The organism is Vicinamibacteria bacterium (genome assembly GCA_035570235.1).
Lineage (GTDB): Bacteria > Acidobacteriota > Vicinamibacteria > Fen-336 > Fen-336 > DATMML01.
On record DATMML010000015.1, the window covers coordinates 33,395 to 55,403 of the forward strand.

Sequence of the window (22,009 nt, forward strand, 5' to 3'; positions counted from 1 at the left end):
GGCTCAGGGAGCGCCCTCCATGGGAAGCCACAGGATGGCGCGGGTGGGCGTGCCGGGCGCGCTCGTGAGGGAGACGCCCCCTCCGTGGTCCTCGGCGATCTTCTTGACGAGGGCGAGGCCGAGGCCGCTGCCGCTGGTCTTGGTCGAGAAGGAGGGCTCGAAGATCCGGTCTCGAGCCTCCGGCTCCAGCCCGGGGCCGGAATCCTCCACCTCTATCTCCACCCGGCCGGGCCCCGGACGCACGTGGACGGTGATCGTCCCCCTCTCGCCCACCGCCTGGAGGGCGTTCTCGACCAGGTTGAGGAGGGCCCGCTCCACCAGCCGGCGGTCCAGGCGGACGGGGAGGAGTGAGGGGGCGACGTCTAAGGTGAGGCGAACCCCCGGGGGCAGGCCGGCCAGGTAGGGATCGACCGCGTCCCGGGCCAGGGCGGCCAGATCCTGGGGCTCCAAGCGGGGGGCGGGAGGGCGGGCGAAGGCGGAAAACTCGGTCACGATTCCGCGCAGGGTTCGCACCTGCTTCAGGATGGTGTCCGTGCATGCGGCCAGGGTGGCCGCGAAGTCCACGCCGGGGTCATGGAAGACCCGCCGCAGGTGTTCGGCCGAGAGCTGGATGGGGGTGAGGGGGTTCTTGACGTCGTGGGCGACCTGGCGGGCCATCTCCGCCCATGCGGCCAGGCGGTTGCTGCGCTCCAGGTCTCGGCGCTGCCGGTCCAGGTCCCGCGCCATCTGGTTGAAGGATTCCACCAGCTCATGCAGCTCGTCGCGGCTGCTCGTGGTCACCCTCGTCTCCAGGTCCCCCGCGGCCACGAGCCGGGTGGCCCGGGTGAGGTCGCGGATCGGCCCCGAGATCCGCCGGGCCATCGACTGGGCGAGGGCCGCGGCCAGGACCAGGAACGCGACCGAAGCCAGGCGAATGGTCCGGTCCAACTCCTCGAGCGTGGTCTGCACCTCCTTCTGACCCAGGGCCAGGGGAATGGAGAGGACGCCGGGCTCGAGATCGTCGAGGTGCACCGGCACCGAGACCACCAGGGTGGAGAAACTGCCGATCCTCTCCGTGCCCACGACGGAAGGCATCTGGTCCAGGATCAAGGCCCGGAACACCGAGCCCGAGACGCGGGGCGGGAGAAGGCCCGAGGCATAGAGCTCGCGCTTGCTGGAGGCCAGGAGGCGCCCCCGGCCGAAGACGTCGAGGTCGTTGCGGATGAGGCTCGATACCCAGACGAGGGCGGCGTCGGTCACGGGCTCCTTGCCGGGGGCCTCGCCGCGCTGGAAGAACGCGAAGTCCTCCACCGCCTTCTTGGCCACCGCGGCTCGCTCCAGGGCCTGGTCCTCGGATTCCCGATGCAGGCGTTCGACCAGGAAGCGCCGCACCACCACCTCCAGCACGGTCACGGGGACGATGGACACCGCGATGAAGGCGAGAAAGAGGCGGAGCGCGAAACGACCCCGGATGGTCTCCCGCACCGAGGACAGCGAGAGGGTCGGCCTCCGGGCCAGGCTCCGGACGAAGATCAGGAGCAGGAGGACGAGGAGGGCGAGGAGGGTGAGGCCCGCGCAGGCCTCCACGAGATCGGCGGCGTAGCGCCCGGCGGCCAGCTGCGGGAAGGCGAGGCCATAGGTAGCCTGTCCGTCCGAGAACAGAAAGGTGTGGTGGGGTTGGCCGTCCAGCGGCAACGTGACCCAGAGCCCGGTCGGGTTCTGCCCCACGCGCGCCGCGAGCTCCGGGTGCAGGGCGGGTGGCCGGTCGGCGGAGCTGAAGGCGACGCGGCCCTGGCCATCGTAGACGAGGAGGCTCGCCGATGGGTCGCGGGCCGCGCTTCGCCCCCCCGTCCGGAAGAGGAGCGAATAGGGGTCGCGCCCGGGAATGAAGGGAAGGTTCCAGAAGTCCTCCGCCACGTACACGTGGACCGCCCCGTGGGCCGCACCGTGATAGGAGAGCCGTCGCCGTGCGTGCCGCACGTGCCGCTCCGCGCTGGCCAGGGTCATGCGCTCGTCCTCGACCCGCCAGGCATCGTCGGGGGGGAGGGGCCGCGGAGGGCCTGCCACGGAAAGGGTGGGCAGGTTGAGCGCGAAGCGGCTGATCACCACCCCCCCGCTGTCCTGGATCTCCACCGCCGAGGAGAAGGAGAAGGTGGCGAGGTCCGTGGCCGACCAGACCGCGAAGGCGAGCTCCTCGACGCCGGCGGGGCTGGGCCCGGGCGGGGTGTCCTCCAGCAGGTTCAGAGCGTCGATGCGCCGCTGGCTCTCCGCGAGCACGTACTCCCGCCATTGGGGCTGCCGCCGGATGAGGGGCGCATGGTCGCGCTCGATTTGTAGCCGGGTGTTCTTCTCCGCCAAGTGTACGAGGCTGGGATAGAGCAAAAGGCCGAGGAGCCCGACCGCGGCCACCGCCAGCCCGGCCCGCGCTCCCGCGGAGGCGACCCGGAGCGGGGGCTCCCAGAGATGCCGCCCCCAAGCGAGGGCGGCGGTGAGCAGCAACATCGCCGTTCCCGGAAAGAGGGGAAGGCCCACGAAGTCCCGCGGCCACGCCCGAAGCGCGAAGAAGAGGAGCCCGGCCCCCACCAGGAGGTAGCCCGCCCGCGCTCGCCGGCCGGGAGGCCAGGGACCGCCGAGGCTGAACAGCGCGGTCAGGAGGAGGAGGCCGGCGCTGAGCATAAAGAGAAGGGAGATCTGGATCACGAGGTGGGAGGCGCTGGCGGGAAAGAGGGAGATGGTCTCGAGGTCCAACGAGCAGTTGGCGGAGGTGTCGGAGACCCAGGCGAACACCCCGCCGAGGAGGGGCAGGGCGAGAAGCCCGCTGATGAGGGCCCGCAGGGCCGAGGGAGAGGCCGGCGCGAGCGCGAGCGCCCGCGCGAGTAGAAGCCCCGCCGCCACCAGCACCCAGAGAGAGGTCGCGAGGAGGTCGAGCGGGCTCTTCAGGAGGGGGCCGAGGAGGGTCGAAGCGTACACGTCTGGGGAGAGGAGGGGGGACAAGGGGGAGGGCAAGGGCGGGCCCAAGGCGAGCAGGACCAGCCGCAAGGCCGTGGTCGCGAGCAGGAGGCGCCACCCGAGGCGCGGTCGTCCCCCCGGGGGGGCCAGCGTCCAGAAGAGGATCGCCGCGCAGGCCAGAGCCGAGATCGCACGCCGGTAGAGCAGGCCCAAGGCGCGGCTGGTCTCCTCCCGGCCCTGGGCCGTGACGCGTAGGGCTCCGAGCAGCCCCGAGGGGCCCTTGAGCAGCGCCTCTCGGGAGGGAAGGCCGGCCGGGGGGGGAGGAAAGCCCCGCGGGCCCTCGTCCCGCGCATCCACGTAGTGGATGTCGATACCGGGATCACCGCCCGCCAGGCGGTCGAAGTCGCTCAGGTACTCGTTGTGAATGTTCCGCTGCACCTTGACGGGGATCTCGGCGGTGGCGAGGCCAAGGACCTGCCCACCCGGGCCCGAGACGGGGGCGGTGGCAACCAGGGTGGTGGTCACGCTCCCGGCGAGGACGAACACCCCACGCCGGATGCCGGCCACGGCCTCCAAGCCGCGTAGGTCGGCGGTACGGCTGGTCCAGGCGAGGGTAGCGAAGGGCAGGGCGTGAAGGGCGAGCGCGGGCCGCTCGTCGCGGTCTTCGCCGAGGGCGTCCAGGGCCCGGAAGAGCCGAGCCAGGCCGGCCCGGTCCCCGCCCAGGGCGGGGACGGCGTCGGGCAGGGCGGCCACGCGGTCGGCCGCAACCTCCAGCTCCGAGACCAGCCGCCGCGTGCGCTCTTGCACCCTCTCCAGGCGGGCCTGGAGCCGGAGGTCGACCTCGCGGTCCCAGGCCCGCTCCTGGAAGCGGACGTGCAGGCGGCCGATCCCACCCAAGAGGAGAGCCGCGGCCAGGAAGAGGAAGGGGAGCCGCCGCGGCCAGGGCCGGGCGGGGGGCGGCGGCCCGGTCGCCTCGTGCGCGGTCACATCAAGCGATCAGCGCGAGGAGCGGATCTCGAGGATGCGCCAGTCCCCGCCCTCCTCGCACAAGGTGAAGGTGAGGATGTCCGTCGAGTCGGGACCGCCGTGCCGGGGCCGGCGCAGCCAGCGGGCCCGGGCGAAGGCGGTTCCCGCCGACGAGAGGGTGACGTCGGTCTTAGGGAAGGCGAGCTCGCGCGTCGAGTATTGATCGAAAATCTGGGCGAAGATCACCTGGAGCTGGCTGGGGGCGTACCACCTCTGTCCGCCAGGCACGTCCTTGAGCTCCACCCGGACCTTGCCCGCGGTGGAGAAGGAGAGGCGGAGGGCGGTGGCATCCCCCTGCCGGAAGGCGTTCTCGATGCTGCGGAGCCGAGACCAGACCGCCTCGTTGGCTTGCGCGTGGCCGGTGGCCGCCACGAGGATCAGGGCGAACGCCCGGATCCCCACGCCGAGCCGATAGCACATCCGTCCTTGATCGTAGACCCGCACACGAATCCCCGTCAACGGAGGTGCAGAAGTGGTGCCGGGCCCAGCGGGCTCAAGCACAGTCAGTTGCGGGGAAGGCCTCGTCCTCGCCGGGGGACGCCCTGTCCCTGGGGGAGGCCGGCTCAGAGACGGTAGAGCATCCAGTAGATCACAACCCCGGTAACCGAGACGTAGCCCCAGAGGGGGAGGGTCACGCGAGCGACCCGGCGGTGGGCGTCGAAGCGCTCGCGGAGGGCCCGCACCAGGGTCACGAGCACGAGGGGCACGATGGCCACGGCAAGGAGGGTGTGGCTGAGCAGGATGGCGAAGTAGGCGGCGCGCAGGATCCCGCGGCCCCCGAAGGGCACCGAGCCCACGCGGGCGTGGTAGACGAGGTAGGACACGAGGAAGAGGCTGGAACTCACGACGGCGGCCAGCATGCAATTGCGGTGGGCGGAGCGGCGGCCGGTGCGGATGAAGCCGTAGCCGGTGGCCAGAAGAACCGCGCTCGTCGCGTTCAAGGTGGCGTTAAGGGCGGGAAGGTCGGCCACGCTCATGTGCCCGTCCGGCCCCCCGCGGGAAGGGGGAGAGGACCGGGCGACTTCACCTGAGGAGCAGCAGGAGCCGGGCCCAGCGGGCGATCTCGCGCGTGATGCGTACTCGGAAGAGGATGACGGCCAGGGAGCCGAAGACCAGGTAAGGAGCGAAAAGCATGACCAGGATCGCGGTATTGACGGTGCCCCCGATCTGACGGCCCTCGGGCGACTGGGTGAGGACGGTCTTACAGATGGAGCACTGGGCGGCGGCGGGCCCCCCGGCTAGCATCAGGACACCCAGGACCAAGAGGCCCAGGGCCAAGCGGCGTCCGGCCCGCCCCCTCATCGCAGCGTCTGGTGCATCACGTTCCAGCTCTCGGGCGTGATGAAGGCCAGAAGGATCAGGGAGGTGACCATGATGCCCGTGAAGACCATCACCGCCAAATTGGCCTTCTCGTACCGGAGGTGCATGAAATTCCCCCCGATCATGAGGGCCTTGACCATCATGAAGGAGACGAGGAACCCGATCAGGAACCAGCGGGGCAGGTGGAGGAGCTCCGCGGCCAGCATGGACACGGTGATGACGAGCAGTATCCCCCAGGTCACCCAGTAGACCCGGTAGGGGTTGGCATGGCTGGTATCGCTCATGGCTCTCCTTCCTATCCTACAGCAGGTAGAAGAGGGTGAAGATGAACACCCACACCAAGTCCACGAAGTGCCAGTAGAGGCCCGCCATCTCCACCCCCTGGGCGGGGGTCTTGCCCAGGGCGGTGCGGATGGCGGTGATGGTGAGGATCACCAGCCCGGAGAAGACGTGGGAACCATGAAAGCCGGTGAGCACGAAAAACGTCGCGGGAAACTGGGGCGGCACGCCGAGATGCCCGAGCTCGCTACCGGCCAAGGCGCCCGCAAGCCGGGCGCCCTCGCCGATGAAGTGGGTCCACTCGTAGGCCTGGCAGCCCAGGAAGGCCGCCCCCCCCAGGATGGTGAGGAAGAGGAACCGCGTCGCCGTCTTGCGGTCCCCCAGCTTCGAGGCGCCCACCGCCGTGCCCATGGTCGCGCTGGAAGTGATCAGGATGAAGGTCATGAGCGCGATGAAGGGCATGCTGAAGACCTCGGTCTGCTTTGGCCAGGGGAGCGGGCTCGCCATGCGTAGGAAGGCGTAGCCGCAAAGCAGGCCGGAGAAGAGCAGGCCGTCGGTGACGATGAAGATCCACATCATCGTCTTCTGCCAACTCGCGCCGAAGGGCGCGGCCCCTCCGCCCCAGTGGGCTTCCATCACGGCGGCGTGCGAGGCGTCCGACATCGTTCTCCTCCTTCAGAGCACGAAGAGCAGGAACAAGAGGTAGACCCAGAGGGCGTCCAGGAAGTGCCAGTAGGTGGCGAACAGGCGCAGGCCGTCCCCGCCCGGCAGGTAGGTCAAGCGGCGCAGACCCAGGAACGCCACCGCGAACCAGGCCAGGCCCCCGAGGAGGTGGGCCCCGTGGACGCCGGTCAACAGGTAGAAGAAAGAACTGTGGGGGTTGAAAGCCAGAAAAATGCCGCGGGCGGCCAGCTCCCGCCACGCCATGACCTGCCCGGTCAGAAAGAGACCGCCCAGAAGCCCGGTCACGCCGAGCAGGGCTTGGGCCGACCGCGCATCCCAGGCCCGCAGCCGGCGCCGGGCTGCCTCCAGGGTGGCACTGCTGGCGAGAAGGGCGGCGGTGTTGAGCCAGAGGACGGAGGGGGCGGGGAGGGGTCGCCAATCCCCCGAGGCCCGGCGCAGGATGACGGCGCTCGTGAAACCGATGAAGAGCATGCTGACCGTGCCCAGGAACGCCCAGAGACCGAAGCGCTCGGGGTCACCGAGGAGGCCCGCCGAGCCCTCGCCGGAGGGTCCGCCCTCCCCGCCCGCGCGTACCCCGCCTCCCCCCGGGCCACCGGGGCCGGAGAGGGCGGGCGCTTTCTCTAGGAGCTCCGCGGGCATGGATCAGTGGCCGGCCACGGCCCCGATGGGCGCGGGGTCGGTCTGCAGGACGTGATCGCGGGGGGCGTCGGGCACGCTGTAGTCATAGGGCCACCGGTGGACCTCCGGGATCGCCCCCGGCCAGTTCCCGTGGGGGGGCGGAGAGGGGGTCGTCCATTCCAGCCCGTTGGCTTGCCAGGGATTCTCCCCCGCCTTCTCTCCCTTGAATGCGCTCCAGAAGAAGTTGATGAAGAAGAGGACCTGGGAGGAGCCCAGCACGAACGCGCTGATGGTGATGAACTGGTTGATGGGCTGAAGGTCCTTCAGGAACGGGTACTGATAAGGGTCGTAGAGCCGCCGCATTTGCCCGGCCAGGCCCAGGTAGTGCATGGGGAAGAACGTGCAGTAGTAGGCCACGAAGGTGAACCAGAAGTGGACCTTGCCCAGGCCGTCGTTCATCAGTCGCCCGAACATCTTCGGAAACCAGAAGCTCGTGGCCCCGAAGACGCCAAACAGCGCCGCCCCCGCCATGATCAGGTGGAAATGGGCGACAACGAAATAGGTGTCGTGCACGTGGATGTCGACCGCGGACTGGGCCAGCCAGGGGCCGGAGAGACCCCCGCTGATGAAGAGCGAGACCACGCCCATGGCCCACAGCATCGGGGTTTTGTATTGGATGCGAGACCGCCAGAGGGTGGCCAGCCAGTTGAAGACCTTCACCGCGGAGGGAACCGCGATGAGCACGGTACCCACCGCGAAGGCCATGCCCAGGTAAGGGCTCATCCCGCTCACGAACATGTGGTGCCCCCACACCACGAAGCTCAGGCCCGCGATCGCCACCATGGCCCCCACCATGCTCCGGTAGCCGAAGATCGGGCGGCGGGAGAAGACAGCGATGATATCGGAGGTGAAGCCCAGAGCGGGCAGCATGAGGATGTAGACCTCGGGGTGGCCCAGGAACCAGAAGAGGTGCTGCCAGAGAAGCGGCGACCCCCCCTGGTGGAGGGGCGAGCCGTCGGGCGCGAGCAGAGGCACTCCCGAGAGAACGGTGCCGGCGGGAATGAAGAAGCTGGTCCCGAAGTGGCGGTCGAAGATCAGCATCAGGCAGGCCGCGGTCAGGGCCGGGAAGGCGAGCAGGCCCAGGATAGCCACCAGCATCATCGACCACATGGTGAGGGGCATGCGCATCATGGACAGGCCCTTGGTGCGCAGGTTCAGGATCGTGGTGAGAAAGTTCAGGCCCCCCATGGTGAAGGCGGCTATGAAGAACACCATCCCGATGATCCAGAGGGTCTGGCCGGTCTCCGACCCGGGCACCGCGTGCCGGAGGGCGGAGAGCGGAGGATAGGAGGTCCAGCCGCCGGCCGCCGCCCCCGCCCCCACGAAGAAGGAGCTCAGGATGACCAGGCAGCCGACCAGGAACGTCCAGTAGGAGAGGCCGTTCAAGAAGGGAAAGGCCATGTCGCGGGCCCCCGCCTGGAGCGGGATCAGGAGGTTCCCGAAACCGCTCACGGGAGCGGTGGAGAGCACGAAGAAGACCATGATCGTGCCGTGCATGGTGAAGAGCATGGCGTAGAACTCGGGGTTCATGACGCCGTCGGTGTAGCCGCTGGGGAGGATGCGAGTGAGCAGGGGCCAGGCTTTTTCCGGCCAGGCGAGCTGGAGCCTGACCATCATGGCGAGGAGGCCTGCCACCAGGGCCATGACCATGGCCGTGACGTAGTACTGGATGGCGATGACCTTGTGGTCCTTGCTGAAAACGTAGCGCCAGATGAAGGCCTGGGGCGCGTGGGCGTGGGCTTCCTCGGCGTGAGCCTCGGGGGCATGGGCCATGGGATGGAGTCTCCTTGTTCTCCCGCTACTCGGCCAGGGACTGCTTGATCCGGGCCTCCAGCTCCTCGGGGGGCACCACGTGGACCTGGCCGCGCATGCGGTAGTGGCCGAGGCCGCAATGCTGGGCACAGGCGATGTCGAAGTCCCCCGTCTGGGTGGGCACGAACCAGGTCTCCACCGTCATTCCCGGCATGGCGTCCTGCTTCACGCGGAAGTTGGGCAGGAAGAAGCTGTGGATCACGTCCAGAGAGCGGATGAGGACCCGCACCGGGCGCCCCGCGGGCAGGAAGAGCTGGTTCTGCATCATGATGTCGTCGGCCGCGTTGGGGTCCGAGCGGTCCAACCCGATGAAGTTGAAAGCCTCAGGGCTGACCAGTTTGGGGTCGGTCCGGCCGAAGATCCCGTCCTTGCCCGGATAGCGGATGTTCCAGGCGAACTGCTGGCCCGTGACCTCCACGACGAAGGCGTCCGCGGGGGGGGCGGACGTGATCTGGGCCCACAGCCCGAGGGCGTTGAACAGGAGCACGGTCATGATGCCGGCCGTAATCAGCGTCCACGTCCACTCCAGGCGGGAGTTGTGGTGCCAGTAGATGGCGCGCGCTCCCTCCCCGTCCTGGTAGCGAAAGCTGAACCACGCCAGGAGCAGGTTGGTGCCGATGAAGACCACCCCCGTCAGCACCAGGGAGACCCCGATGGCGTGATCGATAGCCCCTCGGTCGGAGTTGAGCGGGGGCAGCCACGTCTTGGTGAAAAAGAAGGTGGCCAGGGCCACCAGAGCGACGGTGGCTAGACCGAAAAGCAGGCCCGGCAGCTTTGCCATCCCGGTCCTCCGTTGCCCCCGGTTCTTGCGCCGGCCGACGGCCCCGAAGAGGAGCCGGGGGCACCTTCGCGGGCGGGTGAGAAGGAAAGAAGAAGAGGAAGTGGAAGCACGGTTGTGATGCGGCGAACACTACTCCAGGAGGGCGAGCCCGTCAATACCGCTCCCCGCGTGTCCCTCAACGCCGATCGGCCAGCAGAAGGAGGAAGAGCGCCGGCAAGTAGGTGACGGAGGCCAGGAAGAGGCCACGCGCCGCGGCCAGGCTGCGGAGCACGGCCAGGCGGACGGCGAACCCGAGAAGCACCACTCCCATGGCGGCCGCGCCCGCCAGGTAGACCACGCCCGCGCGACCGGCTACGGCCGGGGCCAAGCTCACGAGGAGAAGGGCGAGGCAGTGGAGGACGGCCTGTCGTCCGGTCAGGTGTCCCTCTCGATCCAGGACCGGGAGCACGGGCAGCCCTCCGCGCGCGTAGTCGTCGCGGTAGATCCAGGCAATGGCCAGGGTGTGGGGAACCTGCCAGAGAAACACGATCGCGAAGAGAGCGTAAGCGCCCGGTTCGAGGCCAGCGCCCGTGGCGGTCCAGCCGATCACAGGGGGCAGCGCCCCCGGCACGGCGCCCACCAAGGTGGAGAGCGAGGTCCGCCGCTTCAGGGGCGTGTAAAGAAAGAGGTAGCTCGCCCAGGTAGCCAGGGCCACGGCTGCGCAGAGCCACCCCGAGAGCCAGGCCAGCGTCCCCAGCCCCAGCCCGCTCAGGATCAGGCCAAAGAGCAGCGCTTCGACCGGGCGCAGACGCCCGGCCGGCAAGGGGCGCGGGCGGGTGCGCTGCATGAGGGCGTCGGTATCCCGCTCCAGGAGCATGTTGAGCGCGCTCGCGCCCCCCGCTACGAGCGCGATCCCCAAGAGCGCGGGGGTGAGAACGGCCCCCGACACCCGGCCGGGCGAGGCCATCACGAAGCCGACCAAAGCGGTAAAGACCACAAGGAGGGTGATCCGGGGCTTCGTCAACTCCAGGTAGTCGGCGGCCGAGGCTCGGCTGGCGGCGAGAGCGGGGCTGCTCATGCGGGGTCGCCGAGGGCGGCCATCCGGACCGCGTGGGCCTCGCGGGGGGGGCGAAGGAGGCGAAACGCCCGCAGAGCCGTGAACCAAACGACTCCGAGCAGGGCCGCCCCCACGGCCACGTGGGCGGTGGTGGGCAGAACGGCCTTCCCCGAGAGCACGGTCGTCGCCCCCAGGCCGATCTGGGCGACCACGAGGGCGAAGGCCAGTGCGGCGGGGCGCTGGAAGCGAGGATCCGCCGAGCGCCAGCTCCGCCCGAGGAGCCACAAGACCGTGCCCAGCACCATCAGGGCGCCTAGGCGGTGGGCGAAGTGCACCGCCACTCCGGGCCGATCGAACGCGGGCCAGAGGCGGCCGAAGGCGAGCGGGAAGTCGGGGATGGCGAGGCCGGCGCCCGTGTGGCGGAGGACCGCGCCCAGGATGAGCTGGCCGTAAGCCACAACCGCGGCAACCAGCGCGGCCCCCCGCAGGCCGACCTCGTCGGTCGTAACCCCCGCGGTGCGCCATTCGCGCGAGGTGGAGTAGGCGAGGGCGACGATGAGGCAGAAGAACGTCTGGGCCAGGCAGGCGTGCAGCACGGAGATGGCGGGGGGGAGGAGGTAGAGGACGGTCAGGCCCCCGAGCAACCCCTGGGCGGCGACCGCGGCCAAGGCGCCCCAGGCCAGCCCGCGAACCCCTCTCCGCCGCTCGTCCACCGTCGTCCAGACCGCGAGGACGAGGGTCAGGAGGCCGACCGTGGCCGCGGCCATGCGGTGCCCGTGCTCGTAGAAGACTCCCCCCACCATGGGAGGCATCAGCATCCCGTAAGAGAGCGGCCAGTCGGGGACAGCAAGGCCGGAGCCGGTGCTGGTCACGAGACCGCCGATGAAGATCAGGGCCAGGGTGGCGGCCAGGGTGAGCAGACACCACCGGTGGCGCCACGGATTGACCGCGACCGGTTGCATGCTCAAGAGGGTCGGACTCCTCGAGTCAGGGCTCCCCGGGAGCGGCAGCCCCGTTGGCCCTGGGGACTCAGCCTTTGAACGAGAAGTTCAGCTTGGCCGCCTCGCCGTCCTTCACCGTGAGCTTCAGATCTTGGGTCTTCAGCTTGCCGTGGTAGGCCTCGACTTCGTACTCCCCCGCGGGAAGGCCCTTGATCTCGAACGTGCCGTCCTCCTTGCTGACGGTGAAAAAGGGGTGGTCGAAGACAGAGATGAAGGCGCGCATCCAGGGGTGCACGTCGCAGCCCACGGGGATCATGATCTCCGGCTTCTCCATAGTCCTCTTGGATTCCATGCCCTGGTGGGGCTGTCCGATGTTGAACTCGGGGTTCACCTGCGGGCGGGGGTGGATGTTGTGGAGGGTATCGTCGCTGTTCCGGATGACCAGGGGCTGGCCCACCATCTTCACCACCATGTGTGGCCAATAGTCGCAGCCTTTCTGATCGAGGAGGACGGGCTCGCTGGAAGAGGGGTAGGTGCCGTGGAGACCGCTCTTCACGTAGACGAGCACGTCCGCCAGGCCGCCGTCCTTCACCCGCAACTGCCACCTCTCCAGACCCTCCTTGTGCATGGCCGCGCACTTGGGATCCGCGTTCAGCTTCACCCTCTCCGCGGGGGGGACCGTCCCCTCGAACGCGACCTTGCCGGAGACGGAGGCCGTCCCCGTGCTTGCCCCGGAAGCGGCGGTGGAGGCCGCGGCTCCCGTCGTGGCCGCCGCGGGGGCGGAGGCTTCCGACTTGGGGGACTCACCGCCCCCGCAGGCGACGCTGACCCCGAGGAGGCAGAGGGCCAAGAGGGCGAGGAAATTTCTCGTAATCATTGCGGGGCTCCTCAATTAGGAATGACTTCGGCTAGGGACATCGGCGACGCAGGCCTTAGTGTAGCCACGCCTCCCGCCTTGTCAAGGTTTGGAGGGAGACGGAGATGGAGAGGGAGCGGGGGATGGAGATGGAGAGGGAGGGGGACCGCCGGGTTCCCCCGGCTCCGCGAGCTTCAAGGCCACGACGGACCGGTTGCGGAGGCCCAGATAGAGCCGCCCGTCCAGGAGAAGCGGAGGAGTGCGGATCTGCGCGGTGGTCTTGAGGCCGCCGTGGCGGGCCCCCGTCTTCAGGTCGAAGCCCAGGATCTCGTTCTCGTGGCAGGCCACGAGCACGGCCGTCCCCACCGGCATCGGGCTGCAAAGGGGCCGCGAAGGGAGGGGCGCGCGCCAAGCCAAGTTGCCGTTGCTGCGGTTGATGGCGTAGAGGACAGCGTCGAAGGCGGCGACCAGGACCAGGTTTCCCTGCAGCGCGGGCGCGCTCTGGACGTCCGCCCCCACCTTCCAGCGCCAGGCAAGCCGGCCTTTCTCCAGGCTCAGGGCCACGACTCGGCGGTCAGTGGTGCCGAGGAAGATCCGGTGGTCCCCGGCCACCCGGGGGGGGGCCAGCAGGGTGGAGGCGGTGCGAAACGTCCAGAGGGAGACCCCGGTCGCGCGGTCGCGGCAGCGCAGGGTACCGTCCTGCTCTCCCACCAGCAAGCGCGCCCCAAAGACCTCGGGGAGGGAGCTCGCGGCCGTTCCTCCTCCCACCGACCACAAGACGGCACCCGTCTGGGCGTCGAGCGCGGCCAGCCCGTTGCCCGCCACCAGTATCCGGTCCCCATCCACGACCGGAGCCAGCCCGCCCGAGACCGCGGAGTTCGCGCGCCAGAGGACGGAGCCCGACTCCGGGTGGAGGCGCAACACGGTGCCGTCGGCCTGACGTAGCACGAGAGCGGTCGGCCCGCCGGCCACAAGCCCGGCCAGCCCGCTAACCTTCCAGGCCGGAGCCCCTGTGTCGCGGTCGAGAGCGAGCACCGTGCCGTCGCGGGTGGTGACGAAGATCCGCTTCTCGTCTGCGGCCAACGGTCCCTCCACGAGGTCCTCCAGGGCCGCGGTCCAAAGGGTGGTCATGGGAAAAAGGGCGGGGGAGGGGGGAGGCTTGAGGCGGCCGCCGCAGGCCACGAGCGAGGGGAGGAGGAGCAGGGAGGCGAGCCCGCGGACTCTCAAAGCGTCCGCACTATACCACCCAGCCGTGCGCGGACCCGATCCGCGCCGCGGGGAAGGTATAATCCCCGTTTCCTGGGGGGCCGCGCTTCGTTCATGGAACGAGACACCATCGCCATCCTCGATTTCGGCTCGCAATACACGCAACTCATCGCACGCCGCTTTCGCGAGCTGCAGGTCTATTCCGAGATCCTGCCCCCCAACATCCGCGCGTCTCGGCTCCGGGCACGGCCTCTGCGCGGAATCGTGCTCTCGGGGGGCCCGGACAGCGTCTATGCCCGAACCGCGCCCCGCTGCGATAAGGCCATCTTCGACCTGGGCGTGCCCGTGCTCGGGATCTGCTACGGCATGCAGCTCATGGCCCATACGCTCGGCGGCGACGTGCGGCGGGCGGGGGGGAGCGAGTACGGCCACGCCCTCTTCGAGCCCCGGGGCGACGGGCCCCTGCTGCGGGGGCTGAGGTCGCCGACCCGGGTCTGGATGAGCCATGGGGATTCCATCCTGCAGGCTCCCCCGGGCTTTCGGGTCATGGGGTCGAGCGGGGCCAACCCGGTGGCGGCCATGGAGGCTCCGGAGCGGCGCCTTTTCGGCATCCTCTTTCATCCCGAGGTCGTCCACACCGAGGAGGGAATGACCGTTCTCACCAACTTCCTCGACATCTGTGGCTGCGACCGGCACTGGAACGCGGCCTCCTTCATCGAGGATGCGGTGTCCAGGATCCGGGCCACGGTCGGTGAGGGGCGGGTGATATGCGCGCTCTCCGGGGGCGTGGACTCCGCGGTGACCGCCCTCCTCGTGCACCGCGCGGTGGGGGACCGGCTCACTTCCGTCTTCGTGGACAACGGCCTTCTCCGCCTCGACGAGGCGGCCCAGGTTCGGCAGCGCTTCGCCCAGAGGTTGAAGCTGAAGGTGGTCTTCGTGGACGCGGCCCGCCGGTTCCTGGCCCGGCTCAAGGGAGTCGCGGATCCCGAACAGAAGCGCAAGATCATCGGCCGGGAATTCATCGAGGTCTTCAAGGCCGCCAAGGCGGGCAAGGCCGACTTTCTGGCCCAGGGCACCCTCTACCCGGACGTGATCGAGTCCACGTCCGTGCGCGGCCCCTCGGTCGTCATCAAGAGCCACCACAACGTGGGGGGCCTTCCCAAGGGGCTGAAGTTCAAGCTGGTGGAGCCGTTGCGGGAGCTTTTCAAGGACGAGGTGCGGGCGGTGGGCCTGCGCCTGGGGCTGGACGAGGAGTTCGTCTATCGGCAGCCGTTTCCCGGCCCTGGCTTGGCCGTGCGCTGCCTGGGCCCGGTCAGTCGGAAGCGGCTCGACCTGCTGCGGGCTGCGGACGCCGTGCTCGTGCAGGAAATCAAGGCCGCCGGCCTTTACCGCTCCCTCTGGCAGTCGTTCGCGGTCCTCTTGCCCGTGCGCTCGGTGGGGGTGATGGGAGACGACCGCACCTACCAGTTCACCGCCGCCATCCGGGCGGTGGACTCCAAAGATGGCATGACCGCGGACTGGGCCCGCCTGCCCCACGACCTCTTGGCCCGGATTTCGAGTCGGATCGTCAACGAGGTGCGGGGGATAAATCGCGTGGTCTATGACGTGAGCAGCAAGCCTCCTTCCACGATCGAATGGGAATGACGGACGGACGGACGGGTGCGGGGAGGGCGTGTCGCTCGCGCCGGCCCCCAGCTCTTGATCTCTCGCCCCCCGCGCGGACATCGGCATGACTGAGTTCGTCCATCTCCACCTGCATACCGAGTACAGCCTGCTCGACGGGGCTATTCACGTTGACGAGCTCGTGGACGAGGCGGGCCGCCTGGGCATGAAGGCCATGGCCATCACCGACCACGGCAACCTGTTCGGAGCGGTGGCCTTCCACGACGCCTGCCGGGAAAGGGGCCTCCGGCCCATCCTGGGCTGCGAGATCTACGTGGCAACGGGAAGCCGCCTCGACAAATCAGCGGCCGGAATCACGGAGGCCTACAACCACTTAACCCTCCTCGCCTCCGACGCAAACGGCTACCACAACCTGGTGAAGCTGGTCTCCCTCGCCTATACCGAGGGCTTTTATCACCGGCCGCGAGTGGACAAGGAGCTCTTGGCGCGCCACCACGAGGGTCTCGTCGGCCTCTCCGGGTGCCTCTCGAGCGAGATCTCGGTCCACCTGCGCAACGGCCGGGAGGCCGCCGCCCTGGAGGCGGTCGGCCAGTTCACGGAGATCTTCGGTCGGGAACGCTTCTACTTGGAGATCATGGACCACGGCATCGAGGAGCAGCGGCGGGTTAACCAAGGCCTGCTCCGCCTCCGGGACCGGACCGGTCTTCCCCTCGTGGCCACCAACGACGCCCACTACCTGCATCGGGACGACCACCAGGCCCACGACGTGCTTCTGTGCATCGGCTCCGGGAAGAAAGTCCACGACAAGGACCGGCTGCGCTTCGACACCCAGGAGTTCTACCTCAAGAGCCCGCAAGAGATGGCCGCGCTTTTTCCGGACCACCCCGAGGCCATCCGCAATACGGTGCGCATCGCGGAGATGTGCGACTTCACGCTCAAGGGCGTCTCCAGCCTGCCCGCCTTCGACGTCCCCCCTGGCTTCACCGTGGACAGCTACTTCGAGAAGGTGACCCGGGACGGGTTCCGCGAGCGCCGCAGCCTCCTGGCCCCGCGGGCGGAAGCGGGTAGCCTGCGCTATCCGCTCAGCCTCTACGAGGAGCGTCTGGAGAAGGAGATTGGGGTCATCCACCGGGTGGGCTTCGCCGGCTACTTCCTGATCGTCTGGGACTTCATCCGCTACGCGCGCGAGCAGGGCATCCCGGTGGGTCCCGGACGGGGCTCGGCCGCGGGCAGCCTCGTCGCCTATAGCCTCCGCATCACCGACATCGACCCCATCGAGTACGACCTGATCTTCGAGCGCTTCTTGAACGAACAGCGGGTCAGCCCCCCCGACATCGACATCGACTTCTGCGAGGCCCGCCGGGGCGAGGTCATCGAGTACGTGACCCGCAAGTATGGCCGCGAGAACGTAGCCCAGATCATCACCTTCGGGACCATGAAGGCCAAGGCGGTGGTGCGGGACGTGGGCCGCGTGCTCGACATGACCTATGCCGAGGTCGACAAGATCGCGAAGATGATTCCCTTCGACCTGCGCATGACTCTGGATAAGGCGCTCGCCGAGTCTCCACCCTTGCAGGATGCCTATGAGAGAGACCCCAAGGTCAAGGAACTGATCGACATCTCGCGCCGCCTGGAGGGCACCACCCGCCACGCCTCCACCCACGCCGCGGGCGTGGTCATCTCCCCCCAACCCCTCACGGACGTGGTGCCGCTCTTCAAGGGCAGCACCGCCGACATCACCACCCAGTTCGACATGAAAGGGGTGGAGCGGGTCGGTCTCTTGAAGATGGACTTCCTGGGTCTGCGCACCCTCACCCTCATCGACAACTGCGTGAAGATGATCGCGGCCCAAACCGGCGAGCGCCTGGAGCCGGAGAAACTTCCGCTCGACGATGCCCGGACCTACGAATTGTTCACCCAGGGCCGCACCAGCGGTCTCTTCCAGTTCGAGTCGGACGGCATGCGCGACATCCTCAAGCGCTTCAAGCCCGACCAGCTGGAGCACCTGACCGCTCTCAACGCTCTCTACCGGCCGGGACCGATGCAGATGATCGATGACTTCATCCGGCGTCGGTACGGGCAGACCAAGGTCACCTACGAGCACCCCGCCCTGGAGCCAATCCTGAAGGGCACGTATGGGGTCATGGTCTACCAGGAGCAGGTCATGCAAATCGCCTCCGCTCTCGCCGGCTTTGCCCTGGGCGAGGCCGACATCCTTCGCAAGGCGATGGGCAAGAAGAACGCAGAGGTCATGGCCACCCAGAAGCAGACGTTTCTGGAGGGCTGCAAGGCCAGGGGCGTCCCCGAGAAGAAGGCGGGCCGGATCTGGGACCACATGGAGCAATTCGCGGGGTATGGCTTTAACAAGTCCCACTCCGCGGCTTACGCCTGGCTGGCTTACCAGACCGCATACCTGAAAGCGAACTACCCCCCCTTCTTCATGGCCGCCCTCCTCACCTCGGAACGCGCCAACACGGACAAGATGGTGAGCTACATCGGGGAGTGCCGGGAGATGGGGATCAACGTGCTCCCCCCCGACGTCAACCAGTCCGACATCTTCTTCACCGTGGTCGAAGGCCAACACCTCCGCTTCGGCCTGGCCGCCATCAAGAACGTGGGCGAGGGGGCGGTGGAGGCGGTGCTGCGCGCCCGCGCGGACGGCCCCTTCCGCTCCCTTTTTGATTTCTGCGAGCGCGTGGACTTGCGGGCGGTGAACCGGCGGGTGGTGGAGAGCTTCATCAAGAGCGGCTCCTTCGACTCCCTGGACTTCCGGCGGGCCGCCCTTTTCGCGGCCATCGACCGAGCGACGGAGGCGGGCCAGAAGCGACAGCGAGACTACGAGCAGGGCCAGTCCAGCCTGTTCGGGGAGGGGGGAGCGACGGGGGAGACCGCGACCGGGGGGGATCGGATACCCGACGCGGTACCCTGGGGAGAGGGCGAGCGGCTCGCCCACGAGAAGGAGTCCCTGGGCTTCTTCATCACTGGCCACCCCTTGGAGCGTTTTCGAGCCGAGCTCGCGCAGTGGGCCACCGCGACGACGGGCAGCCTCGCCGAGCGGGCGGAGGCCCCCGAGGTGACGCTGGGAGGGATCATCACCGCCCTGCGGCTCATCAAGACCCGCAAAGGCGACCGCATGGCCAGCTTCCTTCTGGAGGACCTCGAGGGCAGCGCCGAGGCCCTCGTCTTTCCGGAGACCTACAAGAAAATGGCCGGGCGGCTGGCCGATGACGAGCTGGTGCTGGTGAAGGGGAAAGCCGAAGTGCTCGACGAGGGTCGCGGCCGCCTCCTGGTCTCCGAGGTCCTGCCCCTCGAGGCCGCTAAGCTCGCCCAAGCCCGCTACGTGACCATCCGGGTCCCCCTCGCGGTCTGGGACCGCTCCAAGGGGGAGAGGCTCCGCGATATACTCGGGTCGCACCGCGGCGAGTGTCCGGTGACCCTGGAGTTGGTGCGGCCGGGGGCCTTCGCGGTGGCCCTGGCCCCGAGCGCGTACTATCGGGTCAAGCCCGACGCTCTGCTCCGGGACGAGGTCGAGGCCCTGCTGGGCCCGGGGACACTGATCCTGGCCCGTACGAACGGCGCGGCACAAGGGCAAGCCTGATGGCCAACGGCGACTTTGAAGCTCCCCTCCTGGATCTGCAGAAGCGGATCGACGCTCTGGCCGCGTTCCCCGGGGACGAAGCCAAGGAGAAGGAAGCCAAGCGCCTGCGCGCCGAGCTCGACGAGAAGCGCCGCGACGTCTTCGCCCGACTCACGCCCTGGCAGAAGACGCTGGTAGCCCGGCATCCGAACCGGCCCTACACCCTCGACTACGTCCAAGCCCTCTTCACGGAGTGGACGGAGGTGCACGGGGACCGGAGATACGCGGATGACCCGGCCCTGGTTTGCGGCTTCGCGCTCTACAAGGATCGACCCGTGGCCGTGATCGGCCACCAGAAGGGTCGCGACACCAAGCAGAAGATTTATCGCAACTTCGGCATGCCCAAGCCGGAGGGCTACCGGAAGGCGCTCCGCGTGATGCGATTGGCGGAGAAGTTTTCGCGTCCCCTCATCAGCCTGGTGGACACCCCGGGGGCCTACCCGGGGGTGGACGCGGAGGAGCGGGGGCAGGCGGAGGCCATCGCCTTCAACCTGCGCGAAATGGCGGGCCTGCGGACACCCATCGTGGTCACCATCACCGGGGAAGGGGGCAGTGGGGGCGCCCTCGCCATCGCGGTGGGCGACCGCGTGAACATGCTTGAGCACGCCGTGTACTCGGTCATTTCCCCCGAAGGCTGCGCGTCCATCCTCTGGCGCGATGCGGGGCGGGCGGAAGAGGCGGCTACCGCAATGAAGATCACGGCCGGGGACCTGAAGCAGCTCGGCCTCGTGGACCAGATCGTGCCCGAACCCCCGGGAGGCGCCCACGTGGCCCCCGAGATGCTCTTCAAGAACCTCGACGCCGTGCTGTCGGCCCAGCTCGGGGAGCTCACCGCCTTGAGCCCCGAGGCCCTGCTGGAGGCCCGCTACCAGAAGTTCCGGAACATGGGCCGCGCGGGTCGGGAGTTCCTGGAGGCCCCGCCCTGAACGTCCTCCGCCGGGTCCCCCGGGCCCGGACAATCGCGGCCCCCGGGGCCACCCCCGGGCGTGCCCGCCGCTAACCCCCTAAACACCGCCGCCGGTAGAATGATCGAGTGGAGGCGCATAATTGCGGTCGTCATTCCGCCCGCGTCGTGCCCCTCGCGCCCGGAGCCACGGGCTCGGGCGACGAACGCCGACGAACACCTAAGAGAGCCCCCAGCCCCGGGGAGCCGCTGATCGCGCGCGGGTCGTCCCGCACGGCTTTCCCCTTCCCGCTTTCATGACCCCCGACGCCACGCGTACGTTGCGGAGGGCTCTCCTGGGCCTCCTGGTGGTGGTGACGGCCGCGGTGGCCTGGAGCCTGCGCCGGCCGCCGCCACCCCCTCCGGCGGCCGGTCCGACCGGCACCCAGTCCTCGGGGGCCAGCTTCGGGGGGCTCGTCTATCGGAGCTTCCAGGAAGGGAAGGAAAACTACGTCGTCCGCGCTCGGGCCAGTGCGGGTCAGGACCAAGAGGGAATGCATCTTCAAGGTGTCGAGGTGACTTTCCCCCGCATGGTCGACGGAAAGCCGGCCGACTCCACCGTCTCCTCCGAGGAGTGCCTCTACGATCCCGTCCGCCAGAAAGCGTTCTTCCACGGTCACGTGCGGGTGGTGACGGGGGAGGGGCTCGAACTGGAGACGGAGTCCTTGAGCTACCGGGGCGATCAAGGACGGGCGGAGAGCAAGGAAGCCGTCCGGTTCAAGCGCAACACCCTCTCCGGAAGCTCCACCGGCCTCGTTTATCAAGCGGGGGAGGGCCGAATCGAACTCCTGGCCGACGCCGTCCTGCACATCGAGAACGGCGGCGACCGTCCCCCCACCGAGATCCGAAGCGCCTACGCCTCCGCCATGCGTGACCAGTCCGCGGTGCGCTTCGACGGCGACGTGCAAGTCACCCAGGACGCGGACAGCCTCCGAGCCGACCACCTCACCCTCGACCTGACCTCCGACCGCGAGGCTATCGACCACGCGCTGGCCCTCGACAACGTCGAGGCGCGGACGGGCGCCGCCTCCGCGCTGCCCGGGGTTCCCTCCACCGCGGGCCGGGGCCCGCGCATCCTGCGTTGCCGCCGCCTGGCCATTTGGTTCCGCGAGAACCGTCAGCCGCAGGAGGCGACCGCGGTTCGGAACGCGGAACTCGAGGCCTTCCCCGGCCCCGGCGAGCCCCCCGAGCACCGCCGCCTCCAGGCCCACGCCATCACCTTCCGCTTCGACGAGGAAGGGCGGCTCCAGCAGGTGGAGGCCGGGGTGGGCGTGCTCCTGAGCGCGGAGCCCATTCCCCCCGCCCAGGCCCTGCCCCGCACCGTACGCTGCGAAAGCCTCACGGCCATTATCGACCCTCTTCTCGGTGACCTGCGGACGGCCGACTTCGCGGGCTCCGTGGAGTTCACGCAGGGGAAGCGGCGGGCCACCAGCCAGACCGCGCGGTACGACCAGGCCCTGTCCACCCTCAACCTCAGCCTCCAGCCCCGCCTCGTGGACGAGGAGCAGGGGAGCGATCTCCGGGCCGACGGCATCGACCTCGGCACCCAGAACGGAAACCTGGCCGCGCGTGAAAACGTGCGCCACCTCTTCGCGGGCAAGCACGGTCCCCTGCGCTCGGGCGCCCTGGCCCGCGACACCCCGACCGTGATCATCGCGGACAAACTCGACTACGACGGGGCCTCCCACACCGCCCGCTACCAGGACAATGCCCTCCTCCGCTCCGGTCAGGACGAGACCCGCGCGCCCCTGATCATCCTGGAGGAGCCGGTGGGCGCTCCGCGCCGCCTCCGCGCGCGGGGAGGGGTGGTCTCAGTCCTGAACCCGCACTCCTCCTCAACCCCGGGGAAGCCGCCCGCTCCCGTGGAGGTGCGGGGGCGGGAAATGGTCTATGAGGAAGCGAAGCAACGGATCGTCTACACCGGGGAGGTCGCCATCCGCCAGGGGGACATCCGGTCGAAGAGCCCCGAGGCCACCGTGTTCCTGTCCCCGGACGGCTCGGCCGTTAAGACGGTGGTGGCGGGGGAGCCGGTGGAGGTGGTGCAGGGGGAGCGCAAGGGTGTGGGGGCGCGTGGCACCTACACCCCGGACACCGAGACCTTCAATCTGGTCGGAGAGAAGGTGACCGTCAACGACCCCACCCAGCAGGTGGAGGGCCGATCTTTGACCTTCCATGTGGGCGACGATAGGATCCTCGTCGATGGCCGGGAGGAGGTCCGCACCGAGTCCATCTTCAAACGGGCTCCCCCGAAGAAATGAG

The 22,009-nt window shown here is 68.9% G+C and carries 17 protein-coding genes; 4 read left to right on the forward strand and 13 right to left on the reverse strand.

Annotated features, from left to right (window positions below):
* Positions 1–3 precede the first annotated feature (3 nt).
* The 13 genes from VN461_02405 to VN461_02465 form a co-directional block, all read right to left on the reverse strand.
* Positions 4–3,915 carry an ATP-binding protein gene (locus VN461_02405; protein ID HXB53603.1) on the reverse strand — a complete coding sequence of 1,304 codons (3,912 nt, stop codon included), beginning with the start codon at positions 3,913–3,915 and terminating at the stop codon, positions 4–6.
* A gap of 9 nt (positions 3,916–3,924) precedes the next feature.
* Complete coding sequence (locus tag VN461_02410) at positions 3,925–4,374, reverse strand: hypothetical protein (GenBank protein ID HXB53604.1); 450 nt, start codon at positions 4,372–4,374, stop codon at positions 3,925–3,927.
* Between the two features lie 143 nt (positions 4,375–4,517).
* Positions 4,518–4,931 (reverse strand): DUF420 domain-containing protein, encoded by a 414-nt coding sequence (locus VN461_02415; protein ID HXB53605.1) that lies wholly within the window; start codon positions 4,929–4,931, stop codon positions 4,518–4,520.
* Positions 4,932–4,977: 46 nt separating this feature from the next.
* Positions 4,978–5,256, reverse strand: a complete 279-nt coding sequence (locus VN461_02420) for a hypothetical protein (GenBank protein HXB53606.1) — start codon at positions 5,254–5,256, stop codon at positions 4,978–4,980.
* Positions 5,253–5,558 (reverse strand): cytochrome C oxidase subunit IV family protein, encoded by a 306-nt coding sequence (locus VN461_02425; GenBank protein ID HXB53607.1) that lies wholly within the window; start codon positions 5,556–5,558, stop codon positions 5,253–5,255. Before VN461_02425 ends, VN461_02420 begins: the two co-directional genes overlap by 4 nt.
* 16 nt (positions 5,559–5,574) lie before the next feature.
* Positions 5,575–6,216: a cytochrome c oxidase subunit 3 gene (locus VN461_02430; protein HXB53608.1), complete on the reverse strand. Its 642-nt coding sequence runs from the start codon at positions 6,214–6,216 to the stop codon at positions 5,575–5,577.
* A 12-nt stretch (positions 6,217–6,228) separates the two neighbouring features.
* Positions 6,229–6,876 (reverse strand): cytochrome c oxidase subunit 3, encoded by a 648-nt coding sequence (locus VN461_02435; protein ID HXB53609.1) that lies wholly within the window; start codon positions 6,874–6,876, stop codon positions 6,229–6,231.
* A 3-nt stretch (positions 6,877–6,879) separates the two neighbouring features.
* On the reverse strand, positions 6,880–8,688 hold the full coding sequence (locus tag VN461_02440; GenBank protein ID HXB53610.1) for a cbb3-type cytochrome c oxidase subunit I: 1,809 nt from the start codon (positions 8,686–8,688) through the stop codon (positions 6,880–6,882).
* Positions 8,689–8,713: 25 nt separating this feature from the next.
* Positions 8,714–9,508, reverse strand: coding sequence for a cytochrome c oxidase subunit II (gene coxB, locus VN461_02445; protein ID HXB53611.1), 795 nt, complete (start codon positions 9,506–9,508; stop codon positions 8,714–8,716).
* Between the two features lie 175 nt (positions 9,509–9,683).
* On the reverse strand, positions 9,684–10,565 hold the full coding sequence (gene cyoE / locus VN461_02450; protein HXB53612.1) for a heme o synthase: 882 nt from the start codon (positions 10,563–10,565) through the stop codon (positions 9,684–9,686).
* The gene (locus tag VN461_02455) at positions 10,562–11,506 is read right to left on the reverse strand and encodes a COX15/CtaA family protein (GenBank protein ID HXB53613.1); all 945 of its coding nucleotides are present in this window, start codon (positions 11,504–11,506) and stop codon (positions 10,562–10,564) included. Before VN461_02455 ends, cyoE begins: the two co-directional genes overlap by 4 nt.
* Before the next feature lie 67 nt (positions 11,507–11,573).
* The gene (locus tag VN461_02460) at positions 11,574–12,362 is read right to left on the reverse strand and encodes a hypothetical protein (protein HXB53614.1); all 789 of its coding nucleotides are present in this window, start codon (positions 12,360–12,362) and stop codon (positions 11,574–11,576) included.
* Between the two features lie 81 nt (positions 12,363–12,443).
* On the reverse strand, positions 12,444–13,568 hold the full coding sequence (locus tag VN461_02465; protein HXB53615.1) for a PQQ-binding-like beta-propeller repeat protein: 1,125 nt from the start codon (positions 13,566–13,568) through the stop codon (positions 12,444–12,446).
* Positions 13,569–13,661: 93 nt separating this feature from the next.
* Here VN461_02465 and guaA point away from each other — a divergent pair, with 93 nt between their 5' ends.
* From guaA to lptC, 4 genes are all read left to right on the forward strand, one after another.
* Entirely contained in the window at positions 13,662–15,191 is a 1,530-nt protein-coding gene (gene guaA, locus VN461_02470) for a glutamine-hydrolyzing GMP synthase (protein ID HXB53616.1), read from the forward strand.
* 85 nt (positions 15,192–15,276) lie between these two features.
* Entirely contained in the window at positions 15,277–18,768 is a 3,492-nt protein-coding gene (dnaE, locus tag VN461_02475; GenBank protein ID HXB53617.1) for a DNA polymerase III subunit alpha, read from the forward strand.
* On the forward strand, positions 18,768–19,733 hold the full coding sequence (locus VN461_02480) for an acetyl-CoA carboxylase carboxyltransferase subunit alpha (protein ID HXB53618.1): 966 nt from the start codon (positions 18,768–18,770) through the stop codon (positions 19,731–19,733). Before dnaE ends, VN461_02480 begins: the two co-directional genes overlap by 1 nt.
* 274 nt (positions 19,734–20,007) lie before the next feature.
* On the forward strand, positions 20,008–22,008 hold the full coding sequence (gene lptC / locus VN461_02485) for an LPS export ABC transporter periplasmic protein LptC (GenBank protein HXB53619.1): 2,001 nt from the start codon (positions 20,008–20,010) through the stop codon (positions 22,006–22,008).
* Position 22,009 lies beyond the last annotated feature (1 nt).